The organism is Corynebacterium variabile (genome assembly GCF_006539825.1).
GTDB lineage: Bacteria > Actinomycetota > Actinomycetes > Mycobacteriales > Mycobacteriaceae > Corynebacterium > Corynebacterium variabile.
Window position 1 is genome coordinate 147,045 of the sequence record NZ_BJNT01000009.1, and the last position, 18,747, is coordinate 165,791.

An 18,747-nucleotide genomic window follows, 5' to 3' on the forward strand; every position below is an offset into this window, starting at 1 on the left:
TTTCGGATGAGGTTGAAGGGCGGCGCGAAGTCGGCCTCCCCGGTGTTACCCGCACAGGTCCCGGGATCGCCGGGCGCCCTGCACGCATGTCGGACGCCCACCTTACTCCCCCTGCCCCGCGCGAGTCGGGGGTGGGTGTGCCCCTGCCCCGTCACCACAGTCACCGCCGCAGACCAACTACCGTAGGGGTATGTCCGAGAACAGTTCCGAGAACACGCCCCGCCGTCGCGATTCCGACGGTATCCCCGATCAGGTCACCGTCGAGGACACGATTGTCACTCCCCTGGACAAGCGCGACGTCTACCGCTACTTCTGGGTGATCAACCAGGTGGTCCTCGTGGTTTCCGCCGTCGTCGCGGTCTGTGCGATCGTCTACGGCCTGGCCACCGGCGAATCGGACTCCTGGATCACCGGTGTCGGTGCCGCGATCATCAGCATGCTCTCCGTCATCGGACTGCTGCTGGCCCGCCTGGGCAGTGACCTCAAGTACGCGGGACGGATCTGAGGGCCCGGTACATCCCCTCCGGATCGTCGGTGGTGATCTGGTCGGCCCCGAGGTCGATCAGCGCGCGGGCCTGCCCCAGCGTCTCCGGATCCGGACCCGTGAGGGTGAAGGCGTCCACCTGCCGCCCGGCGGCGTGGAAGGACGCCACGATGTCCCTCCCTGTCGCCGCGAGTGCGAGGATGATCCGGTGATCGAGGTAGATGATCCCGGCTGCCCGGTCCGCCTCCAGCGCCGCCGAGACGAAACCGTCGACGTCCCCGGTCCGGCGCAGCCGGCGCACCGCGGACCGGGTGCACGGGTCGTGACCGGTCGCTGTGCGGGGATCCTGTTTCGCGATCCGGGCGACGGCCACCGGGTCGTTGCCGGAGACGATGACTGCGTCGGCGAAGGAGTTGACGGCCGCAGAGATCTGTTGCGCGACATCGGTCGTGAGCACCCGTGCGGTGTCCTTGATGTCCAACTGGAGTCGGGCCTCGGCCGGCAGCTCCACGACACCCCGGCTGCCCAGCTCCTCCCCGATCACGGACAGTGGCATCAGGTTCACAGGCCGGACGCGTCGCCACCACCGCAGCGGATCATGCCGGATCAGCGGCACCCCGCCCGGACCGGTACGTACATCGATCTCCACACTGGCCCCGCATGCCAGCCCCTCTACGATGCGGCCGGGAGTGAACGGCGCGTCCGTGGCGGTACGACGGGCCCGGTGCCACTTCAACCGGATCACGCGACCGTCGATGTGGATGTCGGTGGGGGTCGGGGGCGGTGCAGGCGTCACAGCCCCCTGAGTACCAGGTAGAGCTGCCAGGTGGCGAGACCTGTGAAGACCAGCAGCAGCGCCTGGTCCCACACTCCGGAGGTCCGGATGGTGACGGCGCCGGGCAGCGTCCAGTTCCACCAGCGCTTCCCGCCCCGCGGGATCACCGGCGAGGTCAACGGGACACCGGATTTCGTCAGCATGTCCCCCGCCAGGTGGACGAGAACTCCTGCGGTCACCGCGGACGCCGGCATCAGGGGTGTGTGGAGGGCCGGGACGGTCTCGTAGGCGGCGACACCCAGCCCGACGGCGACAGCTACCACGACCAGCCCCGCCCTCTCCTTCGCCCACCGCGGGAACAGTCCACGTAGCGCCAGTCCGGAGAAGAACACCAGCATGCCGACCATCCCGTTGTCCCCGAAGGCACCTCCGATACTCCAGGCCAGGAATCCCACGAGCAGGGCGAACCACAGGGTGTGGGTGGCGGTGCGGTGACCGCCGCTGATCCTCGCGTCCTTCCTGGTGCCGGTGACATTCACGACGAGGACGCTGACCGACGCCACGGCACGGGCGAGCAGTCCGGTGACCGGGCCGAAGGTACGGGCGACGGTGGATCCGGGGGCGTCGAGGTCCGGCAACAGTGCCGCACCGGCGGTCAGAGCGGTGTAGGCGAGAATCTCGGCGGTGGTCGTGGCCCCGCCCCAGGAGACGGGCAGTGTCGTGGCGAGGGCAAGTCCGGCGGCGGCACCGGACATCGCGTGGGTCGGCCCCTGGACCACGGTCTTCTCCCCCTCTGCCGGATACGGAAAGCCCCCGACCAGGAATCCCTGGTCGGGGGTGGTGTGGTGCGTCATCAGGGACTCGAACCCCGAACCCGCTGATTAAGAGTCAGCTGCTCTGCCAATTGAGCTAATGACGCGCGTGTCCGCCGGTTATCGCCGGTAACGGATGGATACTATAGGCGCTGATTCACGCCGAGGCAATTTGGCTGGTCAACGACGGTTCGTAAATCCCACCAGTCACACCAGTATCACTGGTATCGCACAGCTGCCGTGCCACTGTTATGGTGACATGCATGGATATCAACTCGATCATCTCGCTCATCAACGACACCCTCGGCCGTACGGACATGGCCGCCTTCAACAACTGGGACGTCGTCAGCCGCATCCTCGACGCGATCGTCCCGGACGCCGCCGCCAACTACCAGCCCTGATCCGACCTACGGGCAGACCACGTCCAGCACATGGTGGACGCACCCGAATTCCAGTGACCGGTGCATCCCCACGTAGTCCCCGTCCATCTGCACGTCCGCCGGCTCGCTGCTGGTGAAGACGACCCGGTCGACGTCATCGTCCCGGAACAGGTGCGCCGCCCGGGGGTCGGCGGATCCGGCGAGCAACTGCGCTCCCAGCACGAGGTTGCGGGACGCCGACAGGGACGTCGCCGCAGCGATACCCAGTCCGTGGTCGAAATCGGTGCCCGGGTTCGTCCGGATCGCCCGGGGCCCCAGATAGGTCCACGGACTGGCGTTGCTGACGAACCCGAACCGCGCACCCTCGACTGCCGGATGACCCGGTACCTCGACCGTGAACGTCGGCGACGGGTACTTCTTCGACAGGAACGACGACACGGCCGTCGTCACGTACCTCAGGTTCGTCACCTTCTTCCCCGCCGCGCGCTGCTCCTCCATCCGCCGGATGACGATGGCGTCCATCCCCATCCCGGCGTTGAACAGAAACCACCGGTTGAGCGCGTGCCCCAGCCCGACCGTGCGGCGGGACCCCCTGTCCAGCCCCGTGAAGATCTGGTTCACAGCACGGTCGGAACGCCGGTCGACACCCAGCGCCCGGGCGAAGACATTGGCGTTACCGCCGGGCACCACGCCGATGGCGGGAAGGTCGTCCGCAGCGGGACGGTCGGTCCGGTCCGGAGCCCCGAGCAGGCCGTTGACCGTCTCATTGACGGAACCGTCACCGCCGTGGACGACGACGGCGTCGAAGCCCTCTTCGGCAGCCCGGGCCCCGAGTTCCGCGGCGTGTCCGCGGTGTGTCGTAGGCACCGCCTCAACGTCGTAGCGCTGCGTCAGCGCCCCGGTGAGGGCTTCCCGTCCTTCCTCGGTGGTGGAGGTGGCGTAGGGGTTGGTGATCAGCATGACTCGCACAGGCGACGATGTTACCGGGGGCACATCGGGAACGGGTGACGCACTCGGTAGGCTGGGGGCCATGAAATACATCTCCACGCGCGATGCGCAGGCCACGCCCGTCGATTTCACCGATATCCTGCTCGGCGGACTGGCCCCCGACGGCGGTCTGTATCTGCCGCAGGAGTACCCGTCGGTGGACGCCGCGACGCTGGACCGGTGGCGTTCCGTTCTCGACAACGAGGGCTACGCCACTCTCGCCGCCGAGGTCGTCTCGCTGTTCATCGACGACATCCCCGTCGAGGACCTCAAGGGCATCACCGCCCGGGCATACTCCACGCCGAAGTTCGCGTCCGCGCAGATCGTCCCGGTCACCGACCTGGAGCCGGGTGTGAAGATCGCCCACCTGTCCGAGGGGCCCACCGCGGCCTTCAAGGACATGGCCATGCAGCTGCTTGGTGAGCTGTTCGAATACGTGCTGCGCCAGCGCGGCGAGACCATCAACATCCTCGGCGCGACCAGCGGCGACACCGGGTCTTCGGCCGAGTACGCCATGCGCGGACGCGCCGGCATCCGGGTGTTCATGCTCACCCCGGCCGGCCGGATGACGCCTTTCCAGCAGGCACAGATGTTCGGCCTGGACGACCCCAACATCTTCAACATCGCCCTTGACGGTGTCTTCGATGACTGCCAGGACATCGTCAAGGGTGTCTCCGGGGATGCCGCATTCAAGGCCGAGTACCACATCGGTGCGGTCAACTCGATCAACTGGGCACGACTGATGGCCCAGGTCGTCTACTACGTCTCCAGCTGGATCCGTGCCACCGACTCGGTGGAGCAAAAGGTCTCGTTCTGCGTGCCGACCGGCAATTTCGGTGATGTCTGCGCCGGCCACATCGCCCGGCAGATGGGTGTGCCGATCGACCGGCTCATTGTCGCGACCAACGAGAACGACGTCCTCGACGAGTTCTTCCGTACCGGCGACTACCGCGTCCGTACCTCCGCTGAGACGTTGGCGACCTCCAGCCCGTCGATGGACATCTCCAAGGCCTCGAACTTCGAGCGGTTCATCTTCGATGTCCTCGGACGCGATGCCGCCCGCACCGCCGACCTCTTCGGCACCCAGGTGAAGCAGGGCGGGTTCTCCCTGGCCGCAGACCCTGCCTTCCCGGAGGTGGACAAGGTCTACGGCTTCGCCTCGGGCTCCTCCACACACACCGACCGCCTCGACACCATCCGGTACTGCTGGGAGTCCGCCGGAGTACTCGTCGACCCGCACACCGCTGACGGTGTGAAGGTCGCCCGCGACTACCTCACCACCCACCCGGACGCTGCCCCGGTCATCTGCCTGGAGACCGCGCTGCCGGTGAAGTTCGCCGGCACCATCCGAGAGTCCATCGGTTCCGAGCCGGAGGCGATGACCCCGGAGCGGTTCCGCGACATCCTTTCGGCTGACCGGCACGTCACCGACCTACCCAATGACGTCGACACGGTGAAGGACTTCATCCGGACCTCCATCGCCGACGTGCAGGTCTAGTACCTTCTCCCCCATGCCGACGCTGCACATCACCCGCGGCTTCCCCGCCGCCGGGAAGACGACGTGGGCGGAGGCCTTCTGCGCGGAGACCGGCGCGGTGAACATCAACCGCGACGACATCCGACGCACCCTGCGGATCGGCCAGCACGGCACACAACGGCAGGAGGACGCCGTCACCTCGGTGCAGTCCGCCCTGTTCGCGGCCGCGGTCGACAACCGGTCGGACATCGTCCTGTCGGACATGAACCTCCGGCCGAAACGACTCCGCCCGTTCCTCACCGGTGCCGACCGCGCCGGGTACACGGTGGAGTTCCACGACTTCCGGGCGGAGCTCGACGAGTTGCTGCGTCGCAATGCCGCGCGCGACGTCGAGAGACAGGTGCCGGAGTCCCTGATCCGCGACCTGTGGTCCCGGTTCCCCCAGCACCGCTGGCCGTCAGCAGAGCGGATCATCGCCACCGTCCGGGCGATGACAGACGGAACCTTCTCCCCTGTCGACAACCCCCGGGATCTGCCACACTGCGTCCTCGTCGACATCGACGGCACGCTGGCCCACCACAATGACCTGCGCTCCCCCTACGACTGGGCGCGGGTCAGCCAGGACACCGTGGACGAGTCCGTCCGTGACACGGTGCAGGACATCCACGCCGCCGGCGTCCGGCTGGTCATCATGTCCGGACGCGACGAGGTCTGCCGGCCGGAGACCACCGAGTGGCTGGCAAGGCACGGCATCCCCTGGGATGAGCTGCACATGCGTCCGACCGGAGATCAGCGTTCCGACTGGATGGTGAAGGACGCGCTGGTGCGCGCACACATCCAGGGACGTTTCCACATCCGGTACTGCCTCGACGACCGACAGCAGGTGGTGGACCACTACCGGGCGATCGGGCTGAAGGTGTTCCAGGTGCAGCCGGGGGATTTCTAGGCGGGGTATCAGCTCCAGGATCGTGATGGCCGACATCCACTCACGACCGGCAGAGGCAGAACGGGTGCCCCACCGGGTCCAGGAAGACGACGAATCCTTCGCCCCCGGCTTCGCCGCGCTGGTACCCCGCCCGGACCGCGCCGAGGGCGACCGCGACTTTCTCCGCGTCGGGGATCGACTCCACCCAGAAATCAAGGTGCTCCTGCTGTGGGACCGGGCCGTCCGGCCACGCGGGGGCACGGTAGTTGTCCACACGCTGGAATCCCCGGGAGAAACCGGCCTCGGCGACTTTCGGCGGTCGCACCGAGACCCACTCCGGATGCAGGGCATCAGGCTCGTCGGGTCCGGGAAGCACCACCTCCTATTCCAACAGTGCTCCGTAGAACTCTGCGAGGTCGACAGCATCCGGACAGTCGAGGACGATGGCGATGCGGTTCGGGGTGATGTCGTCCATGGCGCAAGGCTAGTGCGTCCGGATACCTGGCGTGGGGGTGGCGGAGACAGGAGAAACCGCCTGCCACGGGGTGGCAGGCGGTTCAGGTGCGCTCTTCCGTCAGTTGGCGGACGAGCGGGCCGGGAGGACGCCCAGGCCGGTACGGGCGGCGTCGGCCGCCCCCTGAACCGGGGAAAAGTACCAGTTGATGATCTCTGCGAGTCGGTTGTACATGGGACCCATTCCTTTCCGGGAGTCGGTGAGTTGCGTGTCCGGGTGGCTCATCAGAACGCCGGGCTATTCCCGTTGAGGGTATGCCCTATTGTGGGAGACGTCAAGCAATTCGCACAAAATACCAGTTCATCGTGCATGTCGGGAGTCGCCTACCCCTGCGCCGCCACGGCTTCAGCAGTCATCGTCGAAGAAGCCCCCTCCCCTTCTGAACCAGCAGTTACACTTCCACCATGACGTTTAACTCGAACCTGAACGGTATGGGAGGCCGGGCCTCCTCGGGCGGCAGCTCCGGTGGGTCCGGCGGTGGCTTCGGATTCGGTGGTGGCGGCGGGAACGGAGGTCGTGGCGGCGGGTTCGGCGGCATCATCGGAATGCTGTTGATGAGCAAGGTGGGACGTCGCTTCGGTATCCCCGGCATTCTCGTCGTCGCCGTGATCGCCTTCTTCGCCAGCGGTGGAACAAGCATGTTCAGCGGCGGTTCGACGACAAACAACATGACCGGTGGGAACAATGCCTCCGCCGGTGGTTCCCTGGAGCACTGCAACACCTGGGAAGACGCCAACAAATACGACGACTGCCGCATCGAGGGTACCGCCATCTCGCTCGATGCCGTGTGGTCGCAGATCCTCCCTGACGAGACCGGGATCAGCTACAGTGAACCCGGCGTCCAGATCGGCGACGGAACCGTGAACACCGGCTGCGGCCGCGCATCCACCGCGCAGACCGGCCCGTTCTACTGCCCCGGCGACAGCACCGTCTACATCGGCGACGACTTCTTCGCCCAGCTCAAGTCCATGGGCGGCTCCGACGGCCCCTTCGCGCAGATGTACGTCGTCGCCCACGAGTTCGGCCACCACATCCAGAACCTGCAGGACACCATCGGCCTGTCCAACTACGACGATCCCGGTGAAGACTCCAACGCCGTGAAGATGGAGCTGCAGGCCGACTGCTACGCAGGAGTATGGGCACACCATGCCGACAACGGCGAGAACGCCATGATCGACCCCCTCAGCGACGAACAGATCGCCCAGGCCATCCGGTCTGCCCAGGCGATCGGCGATGACGCGATCCAGCAGTCGTCCGGTGGCAGCGTCAATCCGGACGCCTGGACCCACGGCTCCTCGGAGCAGCGTCAGCAGTGGTTCACCACCGGCTACTCCGAGGGCACCGTCAACTCCTGTCACCAGGAGTTCGCTCAGTAGTCACTCACCACGGATCAGGTCTGCGGCCTTCTCCCCGATCAGCATACAGGTGATGTTCGGGTTCACTGCGGTGAGCTGCGGCATGACCGACGCATCGACCACGCGGAGGCCCTCCACCCCCTTGACCCGCAGCTGGGGGTCGAGCGGTGACATGACGTCATCCTCAGCACCCATACGTACCGAGCCGGCCGGATGGTAGACGGTATTGTGGGTCTTGGCCACGTAGTCCGCGATATCCTCGTCGGATTGCACGTCCTCCCCCGGGAAGAGCTCACGACCGGCGTAGTCCGCCATCGCCGACTGCGCGACGATGCGGCGGGCCAACTTGATGCCCTCGACCGCGATGCGCATGTCGTAGCCCTCTTCATCGGTGAAGTACCGCGGATCGACCTTCGGCTTGTCCCGGAAATCGCAGGAGCGCAGCCGCACCGTGCCACGGGCCTTCGCGTGGGTGATGTTGGGAGTGAGACAGAACGCCTCGTCCGCGGTCGGGTACCCCTGGCGCACCGTGTGCATGTCGAAGGGCATGGAGCCGTAGTGCATCATCAGGTCAGGGAGCCCGAGGCCGTCCGCCCCGTCTTCGTCGATCTTCTCGAAGATGCCGATCTCCCACCACTGTGAGGCGTCCCGCAGCATGGGGACCTTCGACTCCCAGGAGATGACCGCCTCCGGGTGGTCCTGCAGGTTCGAACCAACACCGGGGGCGTCCACCAGCACCTCGATGCCCATCTCCGTGAGGTGGTCGGCCGGGCCGATGCCGGAAAGCATGAGCAGCTTAGGGCTGTCGATCGCTCCGGCGGAGACGATCACCTCACGGTCCGCCCGCATCCTGGAGAGACGACCGAAGATATCCGCCAGATACTCGATGCCGACAGCCCGGCCGTCCTCGACGATGACGCGGGATACCTGACGGTCGGTGATGATGTCCAGGTTCTTCCGGTCCATCACCGGATGCAGGTAGGACACTGACGAGGACGCCCGGACGTTGTCGTCACTGGCGTTGATCTGGAACCAGTCGGCGCCGTGGCTGACAGTCTCACCCTCGTTGAAGGGGGTGGTGGGCAGCCCCTCCTGCTCGCACGCCTCCAGCACCGCGGCACCCACCGGATCCTTCGGGGGGACCGACCGCAGGTGCACCGGGCCACCGTGACCGTGGTTCTCCCCTGCCCGGTCATTGTTCTCGATCCGGTCCCTGATCAACGGCAGGACGGACGCCGAATCCCATCCGGTCGCCCCCAGGGTCACCCAGTGGTCGAGGTCCTGAGCCGGGGTGTGGAAGGCGATGCAGGAGTTGTGTGACGAGCAGCCGCCGAGAACCTTGGCCCGGGCGTGCCGCATGAAGGAGTTGCCGTTCTCCTGCTCCTCGATCGGATAATCCCAGTCGTACCCGGACTCCAGCAGCCCCGGCCATTCGTGGAGGTTGAGGATCTCCGGCTTGTCCACGTCGGTGGGACCGGCCTCGATGAGGGCCACGGTCACGGACGGGTCCTCGCTGAGCCGGGCGGCCACCACGGCACCGGAGGATCCTGCCCCGACGACGATGTAGTCGTAGCTTTCGCGCATATCTTCTCCTGTCTTCTTCGCTTACTTTTCCGGGAACCAGCCGGTCACGGCGGGCTCGGTGTTCTCGTAGATGTGCTTGGCCTCCCGGTACTCCTCGAGACCGGCGTGCCCAAGTTCCCGGCCGTTGCCGGACGCCTTGAATCCGCCCCACTCGGCCTGTGGCACATACGGGTGGTAGTCGTTGATCCAGATCGTGCCGTGACGCAGCGCCCGTGAGACCCTGTGAGCGACGCCCCGGTCGGAGGTCCACACCGCACCGGCCAGGCCGTACTCGGTGTGGTTCGCCGTGGCGACCGCCTCGGCCTCGGTGGAGAAGCTCTCCACGGTGATGACCGGGCCGAAGCCCTCCTCGATCACCGCGGGGTTGTCGAGAGTGCAGTTGTCCAGCACTGTCGGTCGGTAGAAGCATCCCTTCTCCAGTTCCGGGCCACCCCAGTCGCCGCCGCAGCGCAGTGTCGCCCCTGCTTCCACACCACGCCTCACGTAGTCGGTTACCTTCGCGCGGTGCTCCTCGGAGATCAGCGGACCGGACTCGGCCTTCTCATCGAAGGGACCACCCAGGACGATTCCCTCGGCACGGCGCACGAGCTCGTCGACGAAGCGGTCCCTGATCGTGTCCTGCACGATCAGTCGGGTACCTGCCGAGCAGACCAGACCGGAATCCAGGAAACCCGCGTTGAGGGCGTTGTCCAGGGCTGCGTCGAAGTCGGCGTCCGCGAAGACGATGTTCGGGTTCTTGCCACCGAGTTCGAGCGCGACCTTCTTGACCGTGTGGGACGCCACTTCGGCGATCTTCTTCCCTGTCACCAGGCCACCGGTGAAGGAGACCATGTCGACGTCCGGGTGCGAGGACAGCGGCGCACCGGCCTCGGCACCGGCGCCGAGGACGAGGTTGCCGACCCCGGCCGGCAGGCCGAGCTTGTCGAGGACGTCCATGATGAGGATGGCGGTGTGCGGGGTGAGCTCCGACGGCTTGAGGACGAAGGTGCAGCCTGCCGCGATGGCCGGGGCGATCTTCCAGCTGGCCTGCAGCAACGGGAAGTTCCACGGTGTGATCATCCCGCAGACACCCACCGGTTCGTAGACGACCTGTGAGATCACCGCAGGGTTGCCGGCGTCCACGAGACGACCCGGATGCTGGTCGGCGATCTTGCCGAAGAACCGGAAGCAGTTCATGATGTCGTCCATGTCGCCCTCGGCCTCGACCAGGCGCTTGCCGGTGTCGAGTGCCTCGGCGCGGGCGAACTCGTCCTTGCGCTCTGCCATGGCGTCGGCCACCTTCAGCAGCAGATCGCCACGTTCGGCGGCGGGGGTCGCAGACCAGGATCCCTCATCGAAGGCGCGACGGGCGGCGGCGATCGCCTTCTCCGTGTCCGCGGCCGTCGCCTCGGAGACCACGTCCACGACCTCCCCGTCGGCGGGACAGGTCACGGTACGTGTCCCTCCGTCGGAGGACGCCACCCACTTCCCGTCGATGTAGAGGCTCTGCGGTGCAGCGGTGTCACTCATTCTTCGTTCCTTTCCGTATCTTCGTCGTCGTCGATCCACAGGTCAGGGGCGGGCACCTGGGTGTCCCCGGTGGGTGTCCCCCTGTCCCCGGTGAGGGACATGTACTCGAGATGGGCGTCATAGGCGTCCAGCACGTCGGCGATGACCTGCTCCTTGGTGTAGCCGAGGATGTCGTGGCCCCGGGAGCCGGTGGCCGAGAAAATCTCCAGGGTGAAGTACGTGTCCTCGTCCACGTTGAGGTTCACCGCGAAGTTCGGCACCTGGCACGCCACCGGGTAGGCCTCGTACTTGAACTCGTCCTGTCCGGGGAAGGTGACCACCAGATCCACGAAACTGATCGGGTAGTCGGGGTGGGTCCCCCGGTGGCAGGACACGTCCAGGCCGAGTCCGGTGAGTTCCTCGGCCACCTCCTCGATCGCCGGGGCCGCGACGGTCTCGAGGTACCTCTCGGTGTCAGTGGCGGAGGGGAAGCTCATCCTCCGGCGCAGTCGCCGGCGCCACGCCTGACGTGCCGGGGCGGCACCACCGGTCCGGTCCATCAGCGCCCCGACCCGGGAGAGCTCGCGGGAGTCCAGCGAGTGCTTCTCCGCCTCGAGGACGCGCCACACACTCAGCATGAGCAGGTACATCACGAAAGCGAACGGCAGTCCGATGAGCACCGTCGCCGACTGCAGCGTGTACACACCTCCGATCAGCAGCATCACCAGCGTCAGTACACCGGTGATCACCGCCCACACGATGCGCAGCCACGGCGGGCCGTCCGAGTCCTCCACCGAGGGTTTGGAGGTCATGTTCGCCATCACCAGGGAACCGGAGTCCGCTGAGGTCACGTAGAACAGCAGACCGGTGACGACCGCCAACGCGACGGCGAAGGTGGCGCCGGGGTACTGCTGGAGCAACAGGAAGAAGCCGGACTCGGGGGTGTCCACGGCGGTATTGAGGAACTCCTCGTCACCGTCACGGAAGAACCCGAGCGCGGCGTTGCCGAAGATGGAGATCCACATCGCGATGAAGGCGAAGGGGATGACCAGGACGCCGAGCACGAACTGGCGGATGGTGCGTCCCCGGGAGATGCGGGCGAGGAACAGTCCGACGAACGGTGCCCAGGCAATCCACCATGCCCAGAAAAACAGCGTCCAGTCGGACATCCAGTCCTGGGACGCGTAGTCCGTCTCGCCGTCGGTGTAGGCGAAGGTGTTCATCATCATCGACGGGAACCGGGCGACGAAGTCGCCGATGTTCTGGACGAGGGCGTTGAGCAGCTCCCCGGTCCGGCCCATGACCACGATCCACACCATGAGGACGACCGCGAGCCACACATTGAGCTCGGAGAGCCGGCGGATTCCCTTGTCCACACCGGAGACGGTGGACAGGATGGTGATGAACACGGACAGGCAGATCAGGGCGACCTGGATGCCGGTGTTGGTCGGGACCCCGAAGAGTTCGGACAGGCCGTAGTTGATGAAGACCACGCCGATACCCAACGACACCGCGATACCGAAGGCGGTACCGATGGACGCCGCAATCTCCACGGCGTGACCCGGGGCGCCCTTGATGCGGCGTCCGAAGACCGGGGCGAGCGCGGAACGGATGCTCAGCGGCATGTGGTAACGGTAGGCGAACAGGCCGAAGGCCATGCCCATCAGCGCGTACATCGCCCATCCCGGAATGCCGTAGTGGAACATGGTCCACAGCGGGGCCATCCGGGCCGCTTCGTCGGAGACCGCCGCTCCCTCCGGCGGGGTGAGGTAGTTGGTGGCCGGGCCGGAGATGCCGAAGAACATGAGGTCCACCCCGATACCGGCGGCGAAGAGCATCGCTCCCCAGGTGAACAGACCGAACCTCGGCTGTGAATGGTCCGGGCCGATCTTCGTGTTACCGGTGCGCCGGAAGGCGACCACCAGGACGAAGACGACGACCACGCCGGCGGTGAGGACGTAGAACCAGCCGAGATTGGTGGAGATCCAGTCCTTGACGTTGTTGATGACCGTGTCGGCGGAGTCCGGGGCAAGCCAGGCCCAGAGAACGAACGCGACGATGATGCCGGCGGCGGTACCGAAGACCGGCCAGTTGACTTCCGAGTCGACGTGTTTCTTCTCAGGTGTGTCCGGTCTCCCGGTGTTCTGTTGTTCGCTCACAGGCATTCCCATTCTCAGACAGACGTCAGTTGATCGATACAGAAATCCACCGTAGCCCAACAGAAAACCGGCGACGGGGACGGGGTTTCTCTCCCCCTGTCCGGCACGCCGGTTCACAGCCGTCGGAGCGTGTCGTCGGTGCCGTCAGTGGGACCCGGTACCGACCGCCCTGCCCACCGCCTCAATGACGTCCTGCAACGCGACCTCGTGCTGGTCGCGGGAGGACAGGTCGCGCAGCACCACGGTGCCGTCGGCGAGCTCCTGCTCACCGAGGACCAGCGCGAAGCGGGCACCTGCACGGTCTGCGCCCTTCATGGCGCCCTTGAGACCACGGTCGCCGTAGGACATGTCGGCACTGACACCGGCGCGACGAAGCTTGTCGATGATCACCGCGAGCCTCTTCTTGGCGTCCACACCCATGGGGACGCCGTAGACGTCCACGCGGCGTCCCGAGGTCGGGGTGACGCCCTCGGCGGCGAGAGCGAGAACGGTGCGGTCCACGCCGAGGCCGAAGCCGATACCGGAGAGGTCCTGGCCACCGAGCTGGGCCATGAGGCCGTCGTAGCGTCCGCCGCCACCGATGCCGGACTGGGCGCCGAGACCGTCGTGGACGAACTCGAAGCAGGTCTTGGTGTAGTAGTCAAGGCCACGGACCAGACGCGGGTTGAGGACGTACTCGACACCCATGTCGTCGAGCAGACCGGTGACGGTCTCGAAGTGCTCACGGCAGTTGTCGCAGAGGTGGTCCGGCATCAGCGGGGCGTCCACCAGCATCTCCTGGACCTCCGGACGCTTGTCGTCGAGGACGCGCAGCGGGTTGATCTCCGCGCGCTTCCGCGTCTCCTCGTCGAGCGGGAGTGCGAAAAGGAAGTCCTGCAGGGTCTTCCGGTAGGCCGGACGGCAGTTGTCGTCGCCGAGGCTGGTCAGCTCCAGGCGGTACCCGGTGAGCCCCAGGGCGCGGAAGCACCGGTCGGCAAGGCCGACGACCTCGGCGTCCAGCGCGGGATCGTCGACTCCGACGGCCTCCACACCGACCTGCTGGAGCTGGCGGTACCGGCCGGCCTGCGGACGCTCGTAGCGGAAGAACGGACCCGAATAGGTCAGCTTCACCGGAAGCTGGCCGCGGTCGAGGTTGTGCTCGATGACCGCGCGCATCACGCCGGCGGTGCCTTCGGGACGCAGGGTCACGGAGCGGCCGCCGCGGTCCTCGAAGGTGTACATCTCCTTGGAGACGACGTCGGTGGACTCGCCGACACCACGGGCGAACAGGGCGGTCTCCTCGAAGACCGGCAGTTCGATGTGGCCGTAACCCGAGTTGTGGATCACTGTTTCGAAGGTGCTGCGCACCGCATGGAAGTCGACGGATGCCGGCGGCACGTAGTCGGGCACACCCTTCGGGGCGGCAAACGGCTGGATCTTCGCACTCTTCTCGGTGTCACTCACGGGGTCACACTATACCTTGGAGTTCTAGGCGTTCCTGCAGGTGGTGGTCTCTTCGCAGGTCAGGGCTAGGCCACTGGGGCCAGCAGGGCCACTAAAGCAGTGTCGGCCACACCTGGTGCGGGATATTTGCGGGATGGCGGGACCCGTCCACCCCTCCCCCAGACACGAAAAAAGCCCCCACCGACGACGGGCCGGTGGGGGCTGGGGAGCAGCGGGGTCAGGGGTGGGGGACACCCCGCGCTCAACCCGAGTGTCACGCTACCGGAGACGTTGCCGCCCCGGACTGCAACGGCGAAAGGCCTCCGCCGGTTCTCCATTCGACAAGGGCCCCAACAGGGAGCAGCAGCACCCCTCACGGAACTGCGCTCCCCGTAGCTCACTGTACGGATCCCTCCACAACCTCGAAGCAGAACAGCGAAGCCCCCACCGTCCGAAGACAATGTGGGCCCAGGGGTTGCTTCATGACCCGATTGCAGACAACCACCCCATCCCCGTCCCCAGCAGGGTTTCCCGCCCCCTACTGACTGGGGGCAGGTGATAGCCGAGAACTCCAGTAGAAAGCCCCCACCCCCTAACCGTGGACGGTGGGAGACCGCAGGTAGCGCTACACGGCAAGAAGATCTTTGCCATGACCGCCTCTACCCAGACGCGTTGTTCCCGCCGTCGTCGATCCATCGTTCCTCTGCCCTCACACCGAACAGCTTTGCCCAGCGAGGACGATTCGTCACCGGGTAGTACACGTCAAAGATCAGCTTCCTACCGTCAGCGAAGATAATTTCAATTTCGTGAGACTTGACGTCATCATGCTCGGCCACCGGGACCGGCTCGCCCATGACCATGAGCTCGCCTTCAGGGATTTCCCAATCGCCGACCGGGACACGTACTGACGACACGACATCGACATCGATAGCAATCCGCTCAAGCAGAGCCGGAAGCTCCTGCTCAATCAGATGTGTCCGAGGCCACCATACAAGCTGGAAATTCTGATCGTATCGCTCGGACAGATTGGTCATTGCTCCGTGCTTGCGACCAAAGCGAAGGGAAAGCTCGTTGAGCCACTGTGGTTTGCGAATCTCTGCAGCCATGCTGCACCTCTGAACTGGCTCCACTCACGGAGCCGATAGGAGCGGTTACGGAGGACCCGTAACTACCCAGTACGCCCAATCCTACGCCTTCTAGCACAGGGCAGTCATCCTCATCCGAATAAGGCACCGCTCAGTACAAGATTCCTGCACCCCATAAATGATCGCGGCTCAGGGTCTACGGTCGTGGCCGTCGTGCGGCGTCCACAGCTGGGCGGATCAGGCCCGGCACGGCGGGCAGCCACACCGGATAATCCGGACCAAAATGTTCGGCAGCCGAATCCTCCCGGTGCGCGATGTGCTCAATGACAACACCGTTCCTATGAACCATGTCGGTCAGCCGCCGGTCCTGCATGGTGATGCACTCAATCGAGCCAACATGCTGTGGCCTTGCGAAGACTGGCGCAGAATTGGAGCAAGCCCCCATCGCCACGACGACGATGGGGGCTCGGTGGGGAGCGGCACAACCAGGGCGACCCGGCGAAGGGGACCCCGCGGCGCTCAACCCACACACCGGATACTACAGGCCAGGATGCTCCGGCAGATCATCTGCCAGCTCCGGCGGCGTACGCGGCCACTTCGATGCATCCGGCACAGCACGACGCCACGCGTGAATATGCTGCACCGCAGCCACGAACTTCGACTTCACCGTCCCCAGCTCCGAGCGCAGGGTCTTCACCTCACCACGGACCTCCTTCATCTCCGCCTTCAACGTCTCGAGGTCCTTGCGCTGACCGTCGGCGTAGGCCTGCCAGTCGGGTCCGCGGGCAGCATCCCTGTCTCCGGTGAGCTTCACTCGGGCGACGAGCACCAGTGCCAGGGACCCTGCCAGGCCACCCATGAATGTCAGCACGACTGAGCCATCAATCATGCGGCGCCTCCCGAACTCTGATCTCGGTACGGGACCCACGCCATACCGCCCAGGACACGAGGGCGACGATCATGAAGTATCCGATGGATGACCCCCATGTCCGGCTGTGCTCCTCGATGGACTGCCACAGGAAGCTTAGGCCCCACAGGAGGTGCAGGCCCACGCCGGCGCCGACGGCCAGGGCGGCGGTGACGGTGCGGTGCAAGGGGCGATGGTGAGGCAGAGGACGCCGACGGCGACCCACACGATCGACCAGGTGCCCATCGTCATCCAGGATTCGGCGGGGTGCCCGGAGGGGCCGGGCCCGGCGATGTCACTGTAGGAGATGCCGCGGGCGATCATGCCTGCGCCGAGGATGACCAGTGCGGTCGCGTCGGTCAGCAGGCCGTCACGGATCCTCTCGGCGGGGCCGCAGAGTCGTCTGGGGAGATGATCGATGGGCACGGGTCACCGCCCGTATACGTAGTCGGTGATGGCCTCAGCGGTCGCGGCGGTACCAGCGGCGGTGTCGTGCTCGCCCTTCTCCTCCGCACGGATCGCCGCGAGGACAGCGGACGCGACATCCTGCGGGGTGACAGTCTTGACCTGCTGGACGACGATGTCAGCCACGTCGTGCGCGGAACCGAGCAGAGACGCAACTTCCGCGTCAGCGTCAGTCGCCGTGGAGTCACTTCCCTGGTGGGTCTTCGTCGCGGCGAGCGCGGGTGCGAGGACGCCCAGCAGGATCGGCAACCACTTGTCCACCTGTTCGGTGACCTGATCTGCCTGAATATCGGACAGGACCCCCACCCAGCCGAGGACGCCAATTACGTCGACTGGCACCGCGGTGGACCAAAAGCCGCATGGCGGCCACCTGACACAATCACCATCCAGTACGGGATGACCGAAGCCGACACTCTCTGTTCCCTCGCCCACGAGTTCGGCCACTTCTCCCACGGCGACCATTGCGGACACTCCCCCAGAGCGGAAGCCAGGGCCGACCGCTACGCCGCCCACATCCTGATCGACCCACATCACTACCGCCAGGCCGAGGAGATCTTCGGCCCGGACCCCCGACGCCTCGCCGCTGAGCTCGGCGTCACCGTCCACCTCATCAAGGTGTGGCGCACACTGACACGCAAGAGAGACCACCCACCATCATGATGCTGTACCACACCAACGACCTGCACGATCCAGTCTTCGATCAGGAAGTCGACCACGAATCTCGATACTTCGACAACATCCGTGAACTAGCTGAAGGCAACTTCTCCGACCCCGGCGAAGAGTTCACCGCAGACGCCACCCTCATTCCCGTCACCGACTACTACGGCGACGCACGCGCCATCGCCGTCCAGGTCGACTTCTCGACCGTGGGGACCCTCCCCGACGAAGACGTAGATGGATGGTGGCAGCTCGCCGTCGCCGCCCACGACGCAGGCGACGAACTAGAAGTCGAAGCGAGACTATGGACCTGCTCCGACTGGGAGAAGGATTTCTACGCCTCCGTCCGACTCGCCCTCCCGAACGTAGAAGACGGGCTGGGCCAGGTTGAAGACGACATCACCGCAACGAATCTCGCCGCCGTCGACGGATTCGCAAACCCCCTGGAAGAGTACTGGGATCCGAAGTGGCGCAAAGCACACGGAATGACCGACGCCGAGTACAAGGCCCGGGCCGACGAGGTTCACCGGAAGGCAGAGGCGTACCGGACCGAACAGGGCCAGGAGCATGCCACGACATCGTTCGTCCCCGCTAACCCCTACACGTCCCCCGTCAAGCGTCCCGAAGCCGCCCCGGCCCAGGTCGACTGGACGCACCTCCTCACTCCGGACCCTAGCCCCAGGGCTAGCCTCTTCCAGCGCGGCTACGCCCGCGGCGTCGCAGGAAAGGCCATGGGCAATGTCCGAGCACCGCGCATCGACTACGCCACAGTCCAGCAGTGCCGCAACATCGTATCCAGCTTCGGCGGAGACGTCACCGAGATCGACAAGCGCGGGAGTTCATTACTGAAAGCGCTGTGGTGGGTGCTTCTCATAGTCCTCAGCATCTGGGCATTGATCGGACTCGCGACAGCACCGGTCGGGCTGGTGCTGACCGCTCTGATCGTGTGGCCTTTCGCTCACCACTACTGGACCCGGCGGAAGCTCACCGCCCCGTTCGGCCCACAGGAATAGCCCCCATTCGCACGAAAGCCACCGCCATGGATTCACCACCGCCCCGCTGGCTCGTGATGCTGCTCACCATCATCCTGCGCCTGTAGACGCACAAGACCACGACCGCCTGGCGCCTCCCACGTCCAGACACAGAGTCAACACTCACCGACCCGACAATCCCCACATGAACGGTTAAATCAGCACATGCTCACCCCAGAAAACCGCACGCGCATCAGACAAGTACTCATCGGAAAGAAGCGCTCAGAGCTCACATCCACC

The 18,747-nt window shown here is 65.7% G+C and carries 19 protein-coding genes and 1 tRNA gene; 7 read left to right on the forward strand and 13 right to left on the reverse strand.

The features are described from left to right. Positions 1 to 190: 190 nt before the first annotated feature. On the forward strand, positions 191 to 505 hold the full coding sequence (locus tag CVA01_RS06945; protein WP_141329590.1) for a hypothetical protein: 315 nt from the start codon (positions 191 to 193) through the stop codon (positions 503 to 505). On the opposite strand, the gene CVA01_RS06950 is transcribed toward CVA01_RS06945, so the two are convergent. From CVA01_RS06950 to CVA01_RS06960, 3 genes are all read right to left on the reverse strand, one after another. Next, on the reverse strand, positions 483 to 1,280 hold the full coding sequence (locus tag CVA01_RS06950) for a glycerophosphodiester phosphodiesterase (protein ID WP_141329592.1): 798 nt from the start codon (positions 1,278 to 1,280) through the stop codon (positions 483 to 485). The genes CVA01_RS06945 and CVA01_RS06950 overlap by 23 nt on opposite strands. Next, positions 1,277 to 2,113, reverse strand: coding sequence for a metal-dependent hydrolase (locus CVA01_RS06955; RefSeq protein WP_244938187.1), 837 nt, complete (start codon positions 2,111 to 2,113; stop codon positions 1,277 to 1,279). Before CVA01_RS06955 ends, CVA01_RS06950 begins: the two co-directional genes overlap by 4 nt. Beyond that, positions 2,103 to 2,178, reverse strand: a tRNA-Lys gene (locus tag CVA01_RS06960). Before CVA01_RS06960 ends, CVA01_RS06955 begins: the two co-directional genes overlap by 11 nt. A 156-nt stretch (positions 2,179 to 2,334) precedes the next feature. Here CVA01_RS06960 and CVA01_RS14900 point away from each other — a divergent pair. After that, positions 2,335 to 2,472 (forward strand): hypothetical protein, encoded by a 138-nt coding sequence (locus tag CVA01_RS14900; protein ID WP_158307496.1) that lies wholly within the window; start codon positions 2,335 to 2,337, stop codon positions 2,470 to 2,472. A 6-nt stretch (positions 2,473 to 2,478) separates the two neighbouring features. Here CVA01_RS14900 and CVA01_RS06965 read toward each other — a convergent pair whose 3' ends face one another. Beyond that, positions 2,479 to 3,411: a diacylglycerol/lipid kinase family protein gene (locus CVA01_RS06965; protein ID WP_073884260.1), complete on the reverse strand. Its 933-nt coding sequence runs from the start codon at positions 3,409 to 3,411 to the stop codon at positions 2,479 to 2,481. A 70-nt stretch (positions 3,412 to 3,481) separates the two neighbouring features. Here CVA01_RS06965 and thrC point away from each other — a divergent pair, with 70 nt between their 5' ends. Together thrC and CVA01_RS06975 are read left to right on the forward strand one after the other, a co-directional pair. Continuing rightward, complete coding sequence (thrC, locus tag CVA01_RS06970) at positions 3,482 to 4,936, forward strand: threonine synthase (RefSeq protein WP_073884259.1); 1,455 nt, start codon at positions 3,482 to 3,484, stop codon at positions 4,934 to 4,936. Positions 4,937 to 4,949: 13 nt separating this feature from the next. Continuing rightward, on the forward strand, positions 4,950 to 5,861 hold the full coding sequence (locus CVA01_RS06975; RefSeq protein ID WP_141329594.1) for a phosphatase domain-containing protein: 912 nt from the start codon (positions 4,950 to 4,952) through the stop codon (positions 5,859 to 5,861). Positions 5,862 to 5,901: 40 nt separating this feature from the next. On the opposite strand, the gene CVA01_RS06980 is transcribed toward CVA01_RS06975, so the two are convergent. Next, the gene (locus tag CVA01_RS06980) at positions 5,902 to 6,216 is read right to left on the reverse strand and encodes a VOC family protein (RefSeq protein ID WP_244938188.1); all 315 of its coding nucleotides are present in this window, start codon (positions 6,214 to 6,216) and stop codon (positions 5,902 to 5,904) included. A gap of 542 nt (positions 6,217 to 6,758) precedes the next feature. Between CVA01_RS06980 and ypfJ the strand changes: the two genes are divergently transcribed. Then, a complete protein-coding gene (gene ypfJ, locus CVA01_RS06985) occupies positions 6,759 to 7,730 on the forward strand; it encodes a KPN_02809 family neutral zinc metallopeptidase (protein WP_141329596.1) in 972 nt (323 codons plus the stop codon). On the opposite strand, the gene CVA01_RS06990 is transcribed toward ypfJ, so the two are convergent. From CVA01_RS06990 to CVA01_RS14905, 8 genes are all read right to left on the reverse strand, one after another. After that, positions 7,731 to 9,293, reverse strand: coding sequence for a GMC family oxidoreductase (locus tag CVA01_RS06990; RefSeq protein WP_141329598.1), 1,563 nt, complete (start codon positions 9,291 to 9,293; stop codon positions 7,731 to 7,733). 21 nt (positions 9,294 to 9,314) lie between these two features. After that, positions 9,315 to 10,802, reverse strand: a complete 1,488-nt coding sequence (locus CVA01_RS06995; protein ID WP_141329600.1) for an aldehyde dehydrogenase family protein — start codon at positions 10,800 to 10,802, stop codon at positions 9,315 to 9,317. After that, positions 10,799 to 12,940, reverse strand: coding sequence for a choline BCCT transporter BetT (gene betT / locus CVA01_RS07000; protein WP_141329602.1), 2,142 nt, complete (start codon positions 12,938 to 12,940; stop codon positions 10,799 to 10,801). The genes CVA01_RS06995 and betT overlap by 4 nt, the downstream gene beginning before the upstream one ends. Positions 12,941 to 13,084: 144 nt before the next feature. Next, on the reverse strand, positions 13,085 to 14,383 hold the full coding sequence (gene hisS / locus CVA01_RS07005; RefSeq protein ID WP_141329604.1) for a histidine--tRNA ligase: 1,299 nt from the start codon (positions 14,381 to 14,383) through the stop codon (positions 13,085 to 13,087). A 638-nt stretch (positions 14,384 to 15,021) separates the two neighbouring features. Then, positions 15,022 to 15,468, reverse strand: a complete 447-nt coding sequence (locus CVA01_RS07010) for a DUF5994 family protein (protein WP_141329606.1) — start codon at positions 15,466 to 15,468, stop codon at positions 15,022 to 15,024. Positions 15,469 to 15,985: 517 nt separating this feature from the next. Further along, on the reverse strand, positions 15,986 to 16,336 hold the full coding sequence (locus CVA01_RS07015) for a hypothetical protein (RefSeq protein WP_073884254.1): 351 nt from the start codon (positions 16,334 to 16,336) through the stop codon (positions 15,986 to 15,988). A 135-nt stretch (positions 16,337 to 16,471) separates the two neighbouring features. Next, a complete protein-coding gene (locus CVA01_RS07020; RefSeq protein ID WP_073884253.1) occupies positions 16,472 to 16,780 on the reverse strand; it encodes a hypothetical protein in 309 nt (102 codons plus the stop codon). Between the two features lie 3 nt (positions 16,781 to 16,783). Beyond that, positions 16,784 to 17,158 (reverse strand): hypothetical protein, encoded by a 375-nt coding sequence (locus CVA01_RS14905; RefSeq protein ID WP_170209714.1) that lies wholly within the window; start codon positions 17,156 to 17,158, stop codon positions 16,784 to 16,786. Positions 17,159 to 17,215: 57 nt separating this feature from the next. Here CVA01_RS14905 and CVA01_RS07025 point away from each other — a divergent pair, with 57 nt between their 5' ends. Together CVA01_RS07025 and CVA01_RS07030 are read left to right on the forward strand one after the other, a co-directional pair. After that, positions 17,216 to 17,479: an ImmA/IrrE family metallo-endopeptidase gene (locus CVA01_RS07025; protein ID WP_244938189.1), complete on the forward strand. Its 264-nt coding sequence runs from the start codon at positions 17,216 to 17,218 to the stop codon at positions 17,477 to 17,479. Beyond that, positions 17,476 to 18,489: a hypothetical protein gene (locus CVA01_RS07030; RefSeq protein WP_141329608.1), complete on the forward strand. Its 1,014-nt coding sequence runs from the start codon at positions 17,476 to 17,478 to the stop codon at positions 18,487 to 18,489. Before CVA01_RS07025 ends, CVA01_RS07030 begins: the two co-directional genes overlap by 4 nt. Positions 18,490 to 18,747: the final 258 nt, after the last annotated feature.